General features: G+C 73.1%; 14 protein-coding genes and 1 pseudogene. 7 read left to right on the top strand and 8 right to left on the bottom strand.

All coding sequences use genetic code 11. From position 1 onward, the window contains the following. Position 1: 1 nt before the first annotated feature. Positions 2–469, bottom strand: a complete 468-nt coding sequence (locus ACFCY7_RS24450; protein ID WP_376488174.1) for a VOC family protein — start codon at positions 467–469, stop codon at positions 2–4. A 178-nt stretch (positions 470–647) separates the two neighbouring features. Here ACFCY7_RS24450 and ACFCY7_RS24455 point away from each other — a divergent pair, with 178 nt between their 5' ends. Then, positions 648–2,021 (top strand): cytochrome P450, encoded by a 1,374-nt coding sequence (locus tag ACFCY7_RS24455; RefSeq protein ID WP_376488175.1) that lies wholly within the window; start codon positions 648–650, stop codon positions 2,019–2,021. 92 nt (positions 2,022–2,113) lie between these two features. Here ACFCY7_RS24455 and ACFCY7_RS24460 read toward each other — a convergent pair whose 3' ends face one another. After that, positions 2,114–2,893: a putative protein N(5)-glutamine methyltransferase gene (locus ACFCY7_RS24460; RefSeq protein WP_376488176.1), complete on the bottom strand. Its 780-nt coding sequence runs from the start codon at positions 2,891–2,893 to the stop codon at positions 2,114–2,116. Beyond that, positions 2,886–3,368, bottom strand: coding sequence for a glutathione peroxidase (locus ACFCY7_RS24465; protein ID WP_376488177.1), 483 nt, complete (start codon positions 3,366–3,368; stop codon positions 2,886–2,888). The genes ACFCY7_RS24460 and ACFCY7_RS24465 overlap by 8 nt, the downstream gene beginning before the upstream one ends. Positions 3,369–3,404: 36 nt before the next feature. Between ACFCY7_RS24465 and ACFCY7_RS24470 the strand changes: the two genes are divergently transcribed. Further along, positions 3,405–3,632 carry a DUF6011 domain-containing protein gene (locus tag ACFCY7_RS24470; RefSeq protein ID WP_376488178.1) on the top strand — a complete coding sequence of 76 codons (228 nt, stop codon included), beginning with the start codon at positions 3,405–3,407 and terminating at the stop codon, positions 3,630–3,632. Here the strand turns inward: ACFCY7_RS24470 and ACFCY7_RS24475 are convergent. Then, positions 3,621–4,370 (bottom strand): hypothetical protein, encoded by a 750-nt coding sequence (locus ACFCY7_RS24475; protein ID WP_376488179.1) that lies wholly within the window; start codon positions 4,368–4,370, stop codon positions 3,621–3,623. The two genes, ACFCY7_RS24470 and ACFCY7_RS24475, sit on opposite strands and share 12 nt — an antisense overlap. 146 nt (positions 4,371–4,516) lie before the next feature. Between ACFCY7_RS24475 and ACFCY7_RS24480 the strand changes: the two genes are divergently transcribed. Next, a complete protein-coding gene (locus tag ACFCY7_RS24480; RefSeq protein WP_376488180.1) occupies positions 4,517–5,587 on the top strand; it encodes an RNA ligase (ATP) in 1,071 nt (356 codons plus the stop codon). A 10-nt stretch (positions 5,588–5,597) separates the two neighbouring features. On the opposite strand, the gene ACFCY7_RS24485 is transcribed toward ACFCY7_RS24480, so the two are convergent. Both ACFCY7_RS24485 and ACFCY7_RS24490 read right to left on the bottom strand, forming a co-directional pair. Next, on the bottom strand, positions 5,598–6,461 hold the full coding sequence (locus tag ACFCY7_RS24485; RefSeq protein ID WP_376488181.1) for an acyl-CoA thioesterase: 864 nt from the start codon (positions 6,459–6,461) through the stop codon (positions 5,598–5,600). Positions 6,462–6,485: 24 nt separating this feature from the next. Then, positions 6,486–8,999 (bottom strand): DEAD/DEAH box helicase, encoded by a 2,514-nt coding sequence (locus ACFCY7_RS24490; protein ID WP_376488182.1) that lies wholly within the window; start codon positions 8,997–8,999, stop codon positions 6,486–6,488. Between the two features lie 132 nt (positions 9,000–9,131). Between ACFCY7_RS24490 and ACFCY7_RS24495 the strand changes: the two genes are divergently transcribed. After that, positions 9,132–9,923: a metal-dependent hydrolase gene (locus ACFCY7_RS24495; RefSeq protein WP_376488183.1), complete on the top strand. Its 792-nt coding sequence runs from the start codon at positions 9,132–9,134 to the stop codon at positions 9,921–9,923. Between the two features lie 13 nt (positions 9,924–9,936). Then, the gene (locus ACFCY7_RS24500; protein ID WP_376488184.1) at positions 9,937–10,794 is read left to right on the top strand and encodes a DUF429 domain-containing protein; all 858 of its coding nucleotides are present in this window, start codon (positions 9,937–9,939) and stop codon (positions 10,792–10,794) included. A 78-nt stretch (positions 10,795–10,872) separates the two neighbouring features. Here the strand turns inward: ACFCY7_RS24500 and ACFCY7_RS24505 are convergent, their stop codons facing one another. Then, on the bottom strand, positions 10,873–12,654 hold the full coding sequence (locus ACFCY7_RS24505) for an ABC transporter ATP-binding protein (protein WP_376488185.1): 1,782 nt from the start codon (positions 12,652–12,654) through the stop codon (positions 10,873–10,875). Beyond that, positions 12,651–14,462, bottom strand: a complete 1,812-nt coding sequence (locus tag ACFCY7_RS24510; RefSeq protein ID WP_376488186.1) for an ABC transporter transmembrane domain-containing protein — start codon at positions 14,460–14,462, stop codon at positions 12,651–12,653. Before ACFCY7_RS24510 ends, ACFCY7_RS24505 begins: the two co-directional genes overlap by 4 nt. A gap of 200 nt (positions 14,463–14,662) precedes the next feature. On the opposite strand from ACFCY7_RS24510, the gene ACFCY7_RS24515 reads away from it, so the two are divergent. Both ACFCY7_RS24515 and ACFCY7_RS24520 read left to right on the top strand, forming a co-directional pair. After that, positions 14,663–16,282, top strand: a complete 1,620-nt coding sequence (locus ACFCY7_RS24515) for a peptide-N4-asparagine amidase (RefSeq protein WP_376488187.1) — start codon at positions 14,663–14,665, stop codon at positions 16,280–16,282. 8 nt (positions 16,283–16,290) lie between these two features. Next, a pseudogene (locus ACFCY7_RS24520) lies at positions 16,291–16,413 on the top strand (MarR family transcriptional regulator); the annotation flags it as partial.

Here is a 16,413-nt window from a genome sequence, read left to right on the forward strand (position 1 = left end):
CTCACACGAGGCAGAACTCGTTGCCCTCCGGGTCCTGGAGCACCACCGCGTAGTAGTCCATGCCGTCCGGCTCGTCCATCGCGTACAGGACGGTGGCGCCCAGGGCCGTCAGGCGGGCCACCTCGCCGTCCACGCGTGCGCGGCGAAGGGCGAGGGGGACCTCGCGGCCGCCGCCGACCTTCAGGTCGAGGTGGAGGCGGTTCTTGACGGTCTTGGGCTCCGGGACGTGCTGGAACCAGACCCGGGGGCCGAGGCCCTTCGGGTCGACGATGGACTCCGGGAGCTCCCCGGCGCCGTCGCCCAGCTCGTCCTCGGGGACGCCGACGGCCTGCCAGTACGCCCGCCAGGTGGCGTGCCCGGCGGGCGGCGGTTCGGGGACGTAGCGCAGGGCGTCCAGCCAGAAGGGCACCAGGCGCTGGGGGTCCGCGCAGTCGATGGTCAGCTGCAGGGTCAACTCGGGGCGTTCCATGGGTCGAGCCTGCCAGACGGCACCGACAACCGACCGGGACGGGCGGGTCGGCCGCCGCCCCCAGTGGGCCCGATCGGGCCAACAGGCCAGATTCGGTCCACTGTTCGATCATCCCTACCCGTGAGTCACCCCGTCGGGGAGAATCGCTGCGCAGGTGACGATCTAGGGGGAACCGTTCATGGCCATCACCACAGGGACCGAAGCTCCCGAACTCGCGGGACTCCCGCTGCTCGGCTCCATGTTCGACCTCAAGAACGACGCACTGGGCACCTTCCTGCGGGCCCGGCGCGAACACGGCGACGTCGTACGGATCAACGCGGGACCGCCCGGCGCCCGCGCCACCGTCTACGGCGTCTTCTCCGCCGAGGGGGCGCAGCAGGTCCTCGCCGGGGAGTCGGCCAACTTCCGCAAGGACAACGCCTTCTACCAGGAGATCCGCGAGTCCTTCGGCAACGGACTGCTCACCAGCCAGGACGAGGACTACCTGCGCCAGCGCCGGCTCGTCCAGCCCCTCTTCACCAAGCGCCGCGTCGACGGCTACGCCGCGGCCGTCGCCGCCGAGGTCGCCACCCTCACCGGCGAATGGCGGGACGGCGGCGCCGAGACCGTCGACGTCCTCCACGAGATGACCCGCCTCGCGCTCCGCGCGGTCGCCCGCATCCTCTTCGGCACGGACGTCGACACGGCCGTCGAGATCGTCGAGCGCAGCTTCCCGGAACTCGCCGCCTACGTGCTGAACCGCGGCTACGCGCCGCTCAAGTTCCCCCGCGACTGGCCCACCCCCGCCAACCGCAAGGCCGCCGCCGTCCACGAGGCGCTCTACCAGGTCTGCGACCGGATCATCGCCGAGCGCCGCGCCGCCGACCGCGCCCCCGGCGACGGCGACGACCTGCTCACGCTCCTCGTCGAGGCCGAGAGCGCCGAGGACGGCAGTTTCGACGCCACCGAGCTCCGCGAGCAGGTCCTCGTCTTCCTGCTCGCCGGGCACGAGACCACCGCCACCTCCCTCGGCTTCGCGCTGCACCTCCTCGGGAAGCACCCGGAGGCGCTCAAGCGGGCCCACGAGGAGGTCGACCGGGTCCTCGCCGGCCGCACCCCCGGCGCCGCCGACCTCGACGCGCTGCCCTACGTCACCCGGGTCCTCAAGGAGACCATGCGTCTCTTCCCCGCCGCCCCGGCCATCGGGCGCCGCGCCGTCGCCGCCACCGTGGTCGACGGCGTCGCCATCCCGGCCGGCGCGGACGTCATCGTCGCCTCGTACGTCACCCACCGGCACCCCGCCTACTGGGAGGACGCGGAGCGCTTCGACCCGGACCGCTTCACGCCCGAGGCGGAAGCGGCCCGGCCCCGGTACGCCTGGTACCCCTTCGGCGGCGGCCCGCGCGCCTGCATCGGACAGCACTTCTCGATGCTGGAGTCGGTGATCGCCCTGGCGATGCTGCTCCAGAAGTACGACTTCGAGGCCGTCGACACCGAGGTGCCCGTCGGCTCCGCGATCACGCTCTTCGCGAAGGGCCCGGCCCGCTGCCGCCTGGTGCCCAGGACGGCGTAGACAGCCGGGTGCGGAAGCGGCCCGGCCCCCGTTCGGGGAACCGGGCCGCCTCCGGCGGGGAACCGCCCGCCACGGCGTCGGGGAACCGGCCGCTACGGCCGGGTCGCGACGACCGCCGTCGCCCACCACTCGTCGGAGGTGAGGACCTCCGGCACCAGGCCGGACGCGGACATCACCGCGGCGGCCGACTCGGCCTGCCGCTCGCTCGTCTCCACGAACAGGTGCCCGCCCGGCGCCAGCCACCCGGGCGCCCCCGCGGCGACCCGCCGCAGCACGTCGAGACCGTCCGAACCGCCGTCGAGCGTGACGTGCGGCTCGTGGTCGCGGGCCTCGGGCGGCAGCAGCCCGATCTCCTCCGTCGGTACGTAGGGCACGTTGGCGACCAGGATCTCGACCCGGCCCCGCAGCTCCGCCGGCAGCGGTGCGAACAGGTCGCCGTCGTACACCCGGCCGCCGCGCGGCTCGACGTTCCGGCGGGCGCAGCGCACCGCAGCCGGCTCGATGTCCGAGGCGTGCACCTCCGCGCCCGCGACCCGGTCCAGGAGCACCGCGCCCGCCGCACCCGAGCCGCAGCACAGGTCGACGCAGACGGCCCCCGGCCGGGCCCGCTCCACCGCGAGCCCGACGAGGAACTCCGTACGGCGCCGGGGCACGAAGACGCCGCCGTCGACCTCGATCCGCAGCCCGGCGAACTCGGCCCAGCCGACGATGTGTTCCAGCGGCAGGCCCTCGGCCCGCCGCTCGACCATCGCGTCGAGCTCGGCGGGACCTGCCGCCGCCGCGAGCAGCATCTCCGCCTCCTCCTCGGCGAAGACGCAGCCGGCGGCCCGCAGCCGCTCGACGACCCCCGTGCCGATCCCCGTATCAGACAAGCTGGGCCTCGATCGCCGCCACGACCTCCGGGGCCTCCGGCTCGGTGCGCGGGCGGAAGCGGGTGACCGCGCCGTCGCGACCGATGAGGAACTTCTCGAAGTTCCACTGCACGTCGCCGGCCTCGCCCTCGGCGTCGGCGATCTTCACCAGCTCCGAGTAGAGCGGGTGGCGGCCGTCGCCGTTGACGTCCGTCTTCTCCAGGAGGGGGAAGGAGACGCCGTACGTCGCCGAGCAGAAGGTGGCGATCTCGTCGGCGCTGCCGGGCTCCTGGCCCGCGAACTGGTTGCAGGGCACACCGAGCACGGTGAAGCCGCGCTCGCCGTACTCCTTCTGCAGCCGCTCCAGACCGGCGTACTGCGGGGTGAGGCCGCACTTGGAGGCGACGTTCACCACCAGGACCGCGCGGTCCTTGTAGTCGGCAAGGGAGACCGGCTCGCCGGTCAGGCTCTTCAGCGGAATGTCGTACAGACTCATGGACTGCTCCTCGTCGGAATAGGGTTTGATCTCAGCATGGGAGACGAACCACTGGCAATCGCGATCGATTCCGCTCCGGACGAACGACCGCGCCGCGTGCACTGCCGCCTCTGCGGCCGCCCCCTCACCGGCGCCGACTCCCGTCGCACCGGCCTCGGCCCCACCTGCGACGCCAAACTCCATCCGCCGGCCCCCGACATCCGCACCCGCCGCCACGAGGTGGCGCAGGACCCGCTGCCGGGCCTGGACCCGTCAGCCGGCTGAGGCGATCAGCTCGGAGTACGCCACCCACCGCTCCTCGGGCGGGAGCGCGAGCAGCGCGACCTTGGGCGCCAGGAGCGGGTCGGCATGCCCGGCGACCCGGTCCACCGCGTGCTCGACGAGCCAGGCCTGAAGGCCGGGCAGGAGCGCCTCGCCGTCCATGTTCCAGGGCAGGACGCAGCGATCGTCCTGGAGTAGTTCGTCGATCCGGTACGCCACCCAGTCACCGAGGTGCGCGTCCTCGGTCCCGTCCCGGGGCGCGGCCGCCCAGACGTCCAGCAGAGGCCCCATCGAGCCGTGGACGTCCACGCACAGCTCCCAGACGGCCCCCACGCCGTACGCGGGCTCCGGGTCGGCGAGCGTCTCCCGCCACCACGCGTCGAGGAAGTCCTCGATCGCCTCCGCCTGCTCGGACGGCCACTCCCGCCAGGCGGTGCGACCGAGCCCGGTGGGTAGGTACCCCATCCCGGAGAAGCGGCCGCCGGCGACGAACGTGAAGAACTCGGGCAGGAGCCGCCGGAGCACGGCGGGATGGTCCGGGAAGTGACCGGGGACCTCGTGGAAGAGCGTTCGCACCAGGTCGTCACCGAGAGGCGCGCGGGGGACCGCGAGCAGTGCCAGTTCCCCCTCGCCGTAGCACCGGAGACACCCGTCGGGACTCGCGGTCATGCCGCCGAAGACGGTCTCCACCCGGCGAAGTGCCGAGGCGAGCGCGGGAGAGGGCGGGGCCGAGGAGGACATGGCATCGGTCCTGACAGGGACTCCACCGGATCAGCGCCCGGCGAAGATCACGACGCTACCAGGCGGCAATTCGATCGCCCAGGGGAATTCGGGTCGGCACAGTGGGCCGCGATGAGATCGAAACCCGAGCGACCGGAGTCCTGAACATGTCGACCCTGCGCGTGACCGCCGAAGTCCTGACCGTGCATCCGCATCCCGACGCCGACGCCCTGGAACTGGCCCAGGTGGGCCTCTACCGGGCGGTCGTCGCCAAGGGGATGTACACGACGGGCGACGCCGCCGTCTACATCCCCGAGCAGGCCGTGCTGCCCGCGGGGCTGATCGACGAACTGGGGCTGACCGGGCGGCTCGCCGGGGGGAACGCGGACCGGGTCAAGGCGGTTCGGCTGCGGGGAGAGCTGTCGCAGGGGATCGTCTGCAGGCCGGGGGAGCTCGCGGGAGTCGACCTGGAGCGGGCGGCGGCCGAGGGGACCGACTTCGCGGAGCGGCTCGGGATCGTGAAGTGGGTGCCGCCGATACCGCCGACCATGAGCGGCGACGTGGAGGTCGCGCCCGACCTGCTGCCCTGGGTCGACATCGAGAACCTCCAGCGCTACCCGGACGTCTTCGAGCCCGGCGAGCCCGTCGTCCTCACCGAGAAGCTCCACGGCACCGCCTGCCTGCTGACCTACGGCGCCGAGGACGGACGCGTGCAGGTGTCCTCCAAGGGATTCGGGTCGAAGGGCCTCGCCCTCCAGGAGGACCCGCGCAACCTGTACTGGCGCGCCGTCCACGGTCACGGCCTGGCGGCCGTCGCCGAGCGGCTGGCGAAGCGCCTCGGCGCCCGCCGGGTCGGGCTCTTCGGCGAGGTGTACGGCTCCGGCGTGCAGGACCTCGCCTACGGCGCCGACGCCCGCTCCGAGACCGTCGGGTACGCGCTCTTCGACGTGTCCGCCGAGATCGACGGCCTGGTCCGCTGGCTGGACCCGGCCGAGGTCCTGGAGCCCGGCGAGGTACCGCTCGTGCCGCGGCTGTACGCGGGCCCGTACGACCTGGACACGGTCCTGGCGCACGCGAGCGGACGCGAGACCGTCTCCGGCCGGGAGACGCACCTGCGGGAGGGCGTGGTCATCCGGTCGGCGACCGAGCGGTACAGCCCGGTCACCGGCGGCCGCGCCATCGCCAAGGCGGTCAGCCCGGCCTACCTGACCCGCAAGGGCGCCACCGAGTACGAGTGACCGAGCGGGGCTACAGCTTCCGGAACAGGCCCTCCTGGACCACCGACACCAGGAGGCGGCCCTCGCGGTCGTAGATGCGGCCGCGGGCGAGCCCGCGGCCGCCGGTCGCGATCGGGGACTCCTGGTCGTAGAGGAACCACTCGTCCGCGCGGAAGGGGCGGTGGAACCACATCGCGTGGTCGAGCGAGGCCATGTCGAAGCCGCGCGGGCCCCACAGCGGCTCGACCGGGATGCGCACCGCGTCCAGGAGCGTCATGTCCGAGGCGTAGGTCAGGGCGCAGGTGTGGACGAGCGGGTCGTCGCCGAGCGGGCCCACGGCCCGCATCCACACGGCGGAACGCGGGTCCGCGCCCTTGGCCTCCTCCTGGGTCCAGCGCAGGCGGTCGACGTAGCGGATGTCGAAGGGCTGGCGGCGCGCCATGCGCTCCAGGGCCTCCGGCAGGGCGCCGAGGTGCTCGCGGATCTCGTCCGCGAGGTTCGGCAGGCTCTCCGGGTCGGTCAGGTGGCGCGGCGGCAGCTGGTGCTCGAAGCCCGCCTCCTCCGGCTTGTGGAAGGAGGCCGTCAGATTGAAGATCGTCCGCCCCTCCTGGATCGCCGTCACCCGGCGGGTCGTGAACGACCGGCCGTCGCGCACCCGCTCCACCTGGTAGACGATCGGCACGCCGGGCCTGCCGGGCCGCAGGAAGTAGGCGTGCAGGGAGTGCACCGGCCGGTCGCCCTCGGTGGTGCGGCCGGCCGCCACCAGGGCCTGCCCGGCGACCTGCCCGCCGAAGACCCGTTGCAGCGACTCCTGCGGGCTGCGCCCGCGGAAGATGTTGACCTCGATCTGCTCCAGGTCGAGCAGGTCCACGAGCCTTTCGGCGGGGTTGGTCACGGAAGAATCTCCTTCGGGCGGTGGCTACAGCTGTCCGACGGACGTCACGCGGACCACCGCGCGGCCCTCCTCGTCGGAGGCCGCGAGATCCACCTCCGCGCTGATGCCCCAGTCATGGTCGCCGTTGGGGTCGGCGAAGGTCTGCCGGACGCGCCACAGGCCGTGCGCCGCGTCCTCCTCGATGGAGAGCAGCTTCGGGCCGCGCGCGTCGGGACCCGTACCGAGGTCGTCGTACTCGTCCCAGTACGCGTCCATCGCCTCGCCCCACGCGTCCGCGTCCCAGCCGGACTCGGCGTCCAGCTCGCCCAGCGCGTCGACGTTGTCGAGGGCGGCCAGCTCCACCCGGCGGAACATGGCGTTGCGCACCAGGACCCGGAAGGCGCGGGCGTTGGCCGTGACCGGCTTGACCTGGTCGGCCTTCTCCTGGGCCTCCTCGGCCGTCTGGACCTCCGGGTTGGCGAGCTGCTCCCACTCGTCCAGGAGCGAGGAGTCGACCTGCCGCACCATCTCGCCCAGCCAGGCGATCAGGTCCTCCAGGTCCTCGGTCTTCAGGTCGTCCGGGATGGTGTGGTCGAGCGCCTTGTAGGCGCTCGCCAGGTACCGCAGGACGATGCCCTCGGTCCGCGCCAGCTCGTACCAGGAGGTGAACTCCGTGAAGGTCAGCGCGCGTTCGTACATGTCGCGGATGACCGACTTCGGCGACACCGGGTGGTCGCCGACCCACGGGTGGGACGTCCGGTAGACGTTGTACGCGTGCCAGAGCAGCTCCTCCAGCGGCTTCGGGTACGAGATCTCCTGGAGCCGCTCCATCCGCTCCTCGTACTCGACGCCGTCCGCCTTCATCCGCCCGACGGCCTCGCCGCGCGCCTTGTTCTGCATGGCGGCGAGGATCTGGCGCGGGTCGTCGAGCGTCGACTCGACGACGGACACCATGTCCAGGGCGTACGAGGGGGACTCCGGGTCGAGCAGGTCGAAGGCGGCCAGCGCGAACGTCGACAGCGGCTGGTTGAGCGCGAAGTCCTGCTGGAGGTCGACCGTCAGACGGATCGTGCGGCCCTCGGCGTCCGGGGTGTCCAGCTGCTCGACCACGCCGCCGTCGAGCAGCGAGCGGTAGATCGCGATGGCCCGGCGGATGTGCCGCAGCTGGGCCTTGCGCGGCTCGTGGTTGTCCTCCAGGAGCTTGCGCATCGCCTCGAAGGCGTTGCCCGGCCGGGCGATCACCGACAGCAGCATGATGTTGGTGACCTTGAAGCGCGAGGTCAGCGGCTCGGGCTCGGCTTCGATCAGCCGCTCGAACGTCGTGTCGCTCCAGGCGACGAAGCCCTCGGGGGCCTTCTTGCGGACGACCTTGCGGCGCTTCTTCGGGTCGTCGCCGGCCTTCGCGAGCGCCTTCTCGTTCTCGATGACGTGCTCGGGGGCCTGCGCGACCACGTAACCGGCCGTGTCGAAGCCGGCCCGGCCGGCCCGGCCCGCGATCTGGTGGAACTCACGGGCGCGCAGCGTGCGCACCCGGTTGCCGTCGTACTTGGTCAGGGCCGTGAAGAGCACCGTACGGATCGGCACGTTCACGCCCACGCCGAGGGTGTCCGTCCCGCAGATCACCTTCAGGAGGCCCGCCTGGGCCAGCTTCTCCACCAGCCGGCGGTACTTCGGCAGCATGCCCGCGTGGTGCACGCCGATGCCGTGGCGCACGTAACGCGAGAGGTTCTGGCCGAACTTGGTGGTGAAGCGGAAGTTGCCGATCAGCTCGGCGATCTTGTCCTTCTCCTCGCGCGTGCACATGTTGATGCTCATCAGCGACTGCGCGCGCTCGACGGCCTGCGCCTGCGTGAAGTGCACGATGTAGACCGGCGCCTGCTTGGTCTCCAGGAGCTCCGTCAGGGTCTCCGTGATCGGCGTGAGCTCGTACGTGTACGAGAGCGGCACCGGCCGGGTCGCCGAGCGGACCACCGAGGTCGGCCGGCCCGTGCGCCGGGTCAGGTCCTTCTCGAACATGGACACGTCGCCGAGCGTCGCCGACATGAGCACGAACTGCGCCTGCGGGAGTTCGAGCAGCGGGATCTGCCAGGCCCAGCCGCGGTCCTGCTCCGCGTAGAAGTGGAACTCGTCCATCACGACCTGGCCGATGTCGGCGTACTTGCCGTCCCGCAGTGCGATGGAGGCCAGCACCTCCGCCGTACAGCAGATCACCGGGGCGTCCGCGTTCACGGAGGCGTCGCCGGTCAGCATGCCGACGTTCTCGGTACCGAAGAGCTTGCACAGGTCGAAGAACTTCTCCGACACCAGCGCCTTGATCGGCGCGGTGTAGAAGGTCACCTGGTCGTTCGCGAGCGCCGTGAAGTGCGCCCCCGCCGCGACCAGCGACTTCCCGGAACCGGTGGGAGTGGACAAGATCACGTTGGCCCCGGAGACGACCTCGATCAGCGCCTCTTCCTGGGCCGGGTAGAGCGTGATGCCCCGGTCCTCGGCCCAGGAGGAGAAGGCCTCGAAGAGGGCGTCGGGGTCGGCGGTCGGCGGCAGCTGATCGATAAGGGTCACGACCCCATCTTGCCCGCATTCCGCTCGGATGAGGGAACCGGCCGCCTGCCGTCGTGATCACGGGCGATAGGCTCGTCCGTCGACCGGTCGTCAACTGAGCGCCGGCGCAGGAGAAACGGGGCGGCAGCGACCATGATGGGACCGGCACACTCACTGTCCGGAGCGGCGGCCTGGCTGGGTGTGGGAGCGGCCGCGGCCGCCTTCGACCACCCGATGCCCTGGCCGGTGCTCGTCGTCGGCGCGCTCATCTGCGCGGGCGCGGCCCTCGCCCCCGACCTCGACCACAAGTCCGCCACCATCTCGCGCGCCTTCGGCCCCGTCTCCCGGGGCCTCTGCGAGGTCGTCGACAAGCTGTCGTACGCCGTCTACAAGGCCACCCGCTCCACCGCCGACCCGCGCAGGTCGGGCGGCCACCGGACCCTCACCCACACCTGGCTCTGGGCCGTCCTCATCGGCGCCGGGGCCTCCGTCGCGGCGGTCACCGGCGGCCGGTGGGCGGTCCTCGCCATCCTCTTCGTCCATCTGGTCCTGGCCGTGGAAGGCCTGCTGTGGCGGGCCGCCCGGATGTCCAGCGACGTCCTCGTCTGGCTGCTCGGCGCGACCAGCGCCTGGATCCTCGCGGGCGTCCTCGACAAGCCCGGCAACGGCTCGGACTGGTTCTTCACCGGCCCCGGCCAGGAGTACCTGTGGCTCGGCCTGCCGATCGTCCTCGGCGCCCTCGTCCACGACATCGGCGACGCCCTCACCGTCTCCGGCTGCCCGATCCTGTGGCCGATCCCGGTCGGCCGCAAGCGCTGGTACCCGATCGGCCCGCCGAAGGGCATGCGCTTCCGCGCCGGCAGCTGGGTCGAGCTGAAGGTCCTGATGCCCGCCTTCATGCTCCTCGGCGGGGTCGGCGGAGCCTCGGCGCTCGGCTTCATCTAGGGACTTCCCGGTAGTGACTACCCGGGACGGCGAGGGAGTGACGGTGGTGGACGCGGCGCGGAGCGGGGCGACGGCCCGGGGTGACGGTGTCATGGTCACGGTGGGAATCGATCTCGCCGGGTACACCGGCACGACCGGCGTGTGCCGGGTGACCTGGTCCGACGAGCCCGCGGTCGAGCTCCTCCCGGGGAGGAGCGACGAGGACCTGCTGGCCGCGATGCGCTCGGCGGACAGGACCGGGCTCGACTCGCCGCTGGGCTGGCCCGTCGCCTTCGCCGCCCTGCTCGGCGCGCACCAGACGGGTGCCGTACTGCCCGTGAAGGGCGGTTACGGGCCGCGTGAGGACGGCGGGCCCGGCCTGGGGAACAGGTTCACCCACCGCCTCACCGACGACGTGGCCTGGAAGCGGACCGGGGCCGGCAAGCAGCGGCCCCTGTCCGTCTCGGCGGACAAGCTGGGCATCGTCGCGATGCGCGCCGCCGACCTGATGGAACGGTTCGCGGACGGCGGCCCGGCCCTGCCCCGAGACGGCTCGGGTGCGGTCCTGGAGGTGTACCCCGCTTATGCGCTGCTCCAGTGGGGGCTCGCGCCGGCGGGGACGTACAAGGGGAAGGACGGCGGCCCCGCCCGGGGGGCGATCGTCGAGGCACTCGAACACGGCCTCGGCCTCGCGCTGCCCGCGCCCGTGCGCGAGCGCTGTGTCCACAGCGACCACGACCTCGACGCCCTCGTCTCCGCCCTCGTCGCACGGGCCGCCGCCCTGGGCCTCACGGATCCGCCCGAGACCGAGGAGGAGCGGGCCGCCGCCGCGGTCGAGGGCTGGATGCACCTGCCGCACCGTGGCGCGCCGCTCGCCGGACTCCGCGGCTAGCTCGGCGTACGGGCCGGCCGCACGGGGAGACGCGAGGGGGCCCGCACCGGAAGTCCGGTGCGGGCCCCTCATCACCGGTCAGCCGTGCCACGACCTCCACAGGGCCGCGTACGCGCCGTCCGCCGCGACCAGTTCGTCGTGGCTGCCGAGTTCGCTGATGCGGCCCGCCTCGACGACCGCGATCAGATCGGCGTCGTGGGCGGTGTGGAGCCGGTGGGCGATGGCCACGACGGTGCGCCCGTCGAGGACGCGGCCGAGGGAGCGCTCCAGGTGCCGGGCCGCGCGGGGGTCGAGGAGCGAGGTCGCCTCGTCCAGGACCAGGGTGTGCGGATCCGCGAGGACGAGCCGGGCCAGGGCGATCTGCTGGGCCTGCGCCGGGGTCAGCGCATGGCCGCCCGAGCCGACCTCGGTGTCCAGGCCCTCGCCGAGCCCGCGCGCCCAGTCGTCCGCGTCGACCGCCGTCAGGGCGGCCCACAGCTCGGTGTCACCGGCGCCCGACCTGGCGAGCAGCAGGTTGTCCCGGAGCGAGCCGACGAACACGTGGTGCTCCTGGTTGACCAGGGCCACATGCTCGCGGACCCGCTCGGCGGGCATCCGCGCCAGCTCGGCGGCGCCGAGGGTCACGGAACCGGTGCGCGGGGCGTAGATGCCGGCGAGCAGCCGGCCGAGCGTGGACTTCCCCGCGCCGGACGGGCCGACCAGGGCGAGCCGGGTGCCGGGCGCCACCTTCAGCGACACCTCGTGCAGCACGTCGACGCCCTCCCGGTAGCCGAAGCGGACCTCGTCGGCCCGGACCGCACGGCCCTCGGGCCGCACGTCCCGGTCGCCGGCGGCCGGCTCGATGTCCCGGACGCCGACGAGCCGCGCCAGCGACACCTGCGCGACCTGGAGCTCGTCGTACCAGCGCAGCACGATGCCGATCGGGTCCACCAGCATCTGCGAGAGGAGCGCGCCCGTCGTCAGCTGGCCCACGTCGATCCAGCCCTGGAGCACGAACACCCCGCCGAGCAGGAGCACCGCGCACAGCACCGTCGTGTGGGTGAGGTTGACGACGGGGAAGAGCACCGAGCGCAGGAAGAGGGTGTACCGCTCCCAGGCCACCCACTCGGAGATGCGCCGGTCCGACAGGGCGATCCGGCGCGCGCCGAGGCGGTGCGCCTCGACCGTGCGGCCCGCGTCGACCGTCTCGGCCAGCGCGCCGGCGACCGCCGCGTACCCCGCGGACTCCGAGCGGTACGCGGCGGGCGCCCGCTTGAAGTACCAGCGGCTGCCGACGATCAGCAGCGGCGCGGCGAGCAGCGCGGCGAGCGCCAGCGGCGGCGACGTGACCGCGAGGCCGCCGAGCAGCAGCCCCGCCCACACGACGCCGATCGCCAGCTGGGGCACGGCCTCCCGCATCGCGTTGGAGAGCCGGTCGACGTCCGTGGTGATCCGGGAGAGCAGGTCGCCGGTCCCGGCCCGCTCCAGCACGCCGGGCGGCAGCCCGACGGCGCGGACGAGGAAGTCCTCGCGCAGGTCGGCGAGCATCTCCTCGCCGAGCATCGCCCCGCGCAGCCGGACGAGCCGCACGAAGACGGTCTGGACGAGCAGTGCGACGGCGAACAGCGCGACCGTACGCTCCAGGTGCAGGTCCCGCGCCCCGTCCGCGAGCCCGTCCACGACCGAGCCGAGCAGGTACGGGCCCGCCATCGAGGCGATCACGGCGACCGCGTTCACCCCGATGAGCAGCGCGAACGCGCGGCGGTGCCGCCTCAGCAGCTCGCGGACGTAGCCGCGGACGGTCGCGGTGGCGGCGACGGGCAGCGTCGTCGCCGTCGTCGGGGCCGCCGGGTCGTACTCCGGCGGCGCCAGGCCGATCATGCCGATTCCCCTTCCAGTGCTTCGAGTTCGCCGACACGGCCGACGGCCGCCGCGAGCTCCTCGTCGGTCTCGCGGGTGACCACCGCGCGGTAGCGGGGCTCTCCGGCGAGCAGCTCGCGGTGGGTGCCGACCGCGACGGCCTGGCCCTCGTGGACCAGGACGACCCGGTCGGCGCGGTCCAGGAGCAGCGGCGAGGAGGCGAGGACCACCGTGGTCCTGGCCTTCCGCAGCGCCTTGACGCCTTCGGCGACCCGCGACTCGGTGTGCGCGTCGACCGCCGAGGTGGGCTCGTCGAGGACGAGCACCTCGGGGTCGGCCACCAGGGACCGGGCGAGGGCGAGCCGCTGGCGCTGGCCGCCGGAGAGTGACCTGCCCCGCTCGGTGATGCGGGTGCGCATCGGGTCGCCGCCGGTGTCCACGGAGGCCTGCGCCAGCGCGTCGAGGACGTCGTCGCACTGCGCGGCGGCCAGCGCGTCCGAGGCCGCGACCGCTCCGGAGGCGGGCACGTCGAGCAGCTCGCTCAGGGTGCCCGAGAGCAGGACCGGGTCCTTGTCCTGCACGAGGACGGCCGTACGGGCCGAGTCCAGGGTCAGCTCGTCGAGCGGGACGCCGCCGAGGAGCACCGAGGTGTGGTCGGCGTCCGGTTCGGCCGGGTGGCCGCCGAGCCGGTCCGCGAGCCGTCCGGCGACGTCCGGGTCGCCGCAGACGACGGCGGTGAACCGGCCGGCCGGGGCGAGCAGCCCGGTCAGCGGGTCGTAGAGGTCGCCGGTCGCCCGGCGCCCCTCGTCCCCGTCGGCGGCCGCGGTCGTCGTGGTGCGGGACAGCGCGAGGACCCGGGCCGCCCGCTTCGCGGACGGTCGGGAGAAGGAGTACGCCATGGCGATCTCCTCGAAGTTGCGCAGCGGGTGGTAGGTGAGGGCCACGGCGCTGTACACCGTGACCAGTTCGCCGACCGTGATCCGCCCGTCGAGCGCGAGCCGGGTCCCGTACGCCACCACGACGATGAGGAGCACGCCGGGCAGCACGACCTGGATGGCGGCGATCAGCGCCCACATCCGCGCGCTGTGCACGGCGGCCCTGCGGACCTCCTGGGAGGCGGCGCGGTAGCGGCCGAGGAACAGGTCCTCGCCGCCGATGCCGCGCAGCACGCGCAGTCCGGCGACGGTGTCGGAGGCGAGCTCGGTGGCCTTGCCCGCCTTCTCGCGCTGGACGTCCGCCCGGCGGGTCGCGCGGGGGAGGAGCGGCAGCACCGCGAGGGCCAGGACGGGGACGCCGACGGCCACCACGACGCCCAGGGCGGGCTGGTAGACGGTGAGGCCCACGCAGATGACCACCAGGGCGACGGCTCCGGCGGCGAACCGGGAGAGCGCCTCCACGAACCAGCCGATCTTCTCGACGTCGCCGGTGGAGACCGCGACGACCTCGCCCGCGGCGACCCGGCGGGTCAGCACGGAGCCGAGCTCGGCGGTCTTGCGGGAGAGCAGCTGCTGGACCCGGGCGGCCGCCGTGATCCAGTTGGTGACGGCGGTGCGGTGGAGCATGACGTCGCCGGTGGCGATGGCGGCACCGAGGACGACGAGCAGTCCGCCGGCGAGCGCGAGCCGCCCGCCGTCGCGGTCGACGACCGCCTGCACGGCGATGCCGATGCCGAGCGGAAGGCCGGCGATGCCCAGGTGGTGCAGCAGTCCCCAGAGCAGGGACTTCACCTGTCCGCCGAGTTGCTGACGGCCGAGCCAGACGAGGAACCGGGCGCCCGAGCGGATGTCGGGGACCCCTGGGTCGGCGTAGGGAAGATCTCGAATCTGCATGGCGTCCCAGGGTCTCCGGGTGTGTCTGGGGGACCGCGCGCCAGGGGTGGGTGACGGCGGTGCGGGCGGGGGAAACCGTGCAAGGTTCGCTTTTTCGCCGGAGCGCGGCAATCGAATTTCCCCATGGGGGAACAGATCGCGCCATGTCCGCTCATCGTCCTCTGGACCGTGCCGCGGTGGCCGCGCTTCACTCCTGCCCCATGAGATCACTCAAGGTCATGAGCATGATCAGCGGCCTGATCCTGGCCGCCGGAGCCCTGCTCGCCGCCCAGCCGGCCGCCGCCGACGGCCCGAACGGCCCGACGCCCCCGGCCGAGTTCACCACCGACTGGCACGACCCGGTCACCGCCGCCCCGCCCGTCGACACCCCCGGCACCCGCAGCTGCGAGGTCGTCCTCGCCGCCGCGCAGTTCCGCGACTTCACCCCGTACCAGGGGAGTTACAGCCCGCCGAAGGAGTGCGGCACCCGCTGGAACAAGATCGTCCTGCGCCTCGAAGGACACGTGAAGGGCCGCCAGTACGACCGGCTCGGCTACCTCGCCGTCGGCGGCGTGGAGATCCTCCGCACCTCCACCCCCCAGCCCTCGCCCGACGGCATCGCCTGGTCCGTCGAGAAGGACGTCACCCGCTACCGCGACACCCTCGCCCGCCCGCAGCCGGTCGAGATGCTCATCGGCAATGTCGTGAACGAGACGTACACCGGCGTGCTCGACGTCCGCGTCACCCTCACCTTCCACACCGCCGAGGGCCGGGTGAAACCCGCCACGGGTACCCCCGACCGGGTGATCCCCCTCACCGGCTCCACCCTCACCACCCCGCGCAACACCGAACGCCTCCTCGCCGAGGTGTACGCCACGGGCTCGGGCGGCGGCTGCGAGGAGTACTGGTACCTCTCCGCCCCCGACGCCGCCCCGTACTCCTGCCGGGCGAGCGACGGCCCGCACCGCGAGGTCCGCGTCGCCGTGGACGGCCGGCTCGCCGGCATCGCCGCCCCCTTCCCCACGGTCTGGACCGGCGGCTGGTCCAACCCGTTCCTCTGGTACGTCACCCCCGCGCCCCGCGCCTTCGACGTCCAGCCGATCGTCTACGACCTGACCCCCTTCGCCGGCCTCCTCAACGACGGCCGCGCCCACCGGGTGGAGGTCACGGTCGCCGGGGTCCCGGCCGGCCTGGCGGGCTGGTCCACCCCCACCAACGTGCTGCTCTGGCAGGACGAGGGCAGCCGGGTCGTCACCGGCGGCCTCGACCGCCACGAGGAGGGGACCCCGCGCAACACGTCGGTGTACACGGCGGATTCCGGGGGCGCGACCCCGCACCGGCTCGACACGGACGCCGCACACCGGCTGACCGTCGCCGGCCACCTGAACACCTCGCACGGCCGCGTCGACACCACCGTCGTCCGCTCCGTCGCCCACACCTCCGTCCACCGGTGGGGCGAGGGCGAGAACCCGGACGCCTACACCGCGCGCTGGACCGACGACGAGACCGTGACCACCGGCCGGACCGTCACCGGCGTGCGCCGCGCCTACACCATGGACGGCGAGACGACCGTCGGTGCGGGCGACCGGCTCCGGACGGTCCTCACGCTCGGGGACCGCGCCGACACCCTCGTCGTACGCGACGGTCGGCGCCTGTCCTGGTCGCGCCTCGACGACACGTACACCGGGGACGCCACGTACACCTCCGGCGTCCCGCGCGACCAGCGGCACGCGGTCGGCACCACGACCGAGCGCTACCGGCTGTACGGCTCCGACGGCTGCCACGACCGGACCCTGACGACCGTTCAGGGCACGCTCACGGAGGACCTGCGCCGCTGCTGAACCGGCGACGGCGTACGCACTGCGAATCGGACCGGAGCGGACTGTTCGCGGTCCTCACCGAGCACGGCGCGGAGACCATGCGGAAGGTCGCCCCGCACCACGTCGACTCGGTGCGGCAGCACTTCATCGAC

This window comes from Streptomyces sp. NPDC056361 (genome assembly GCF_042262805.1).
In the GTDB taxonomy this organism is placed as follows: Bacteria; Actinomycetota; Actinomycetes; order Streptomycetales; family Streptomycetaceae; genus Streptomyces.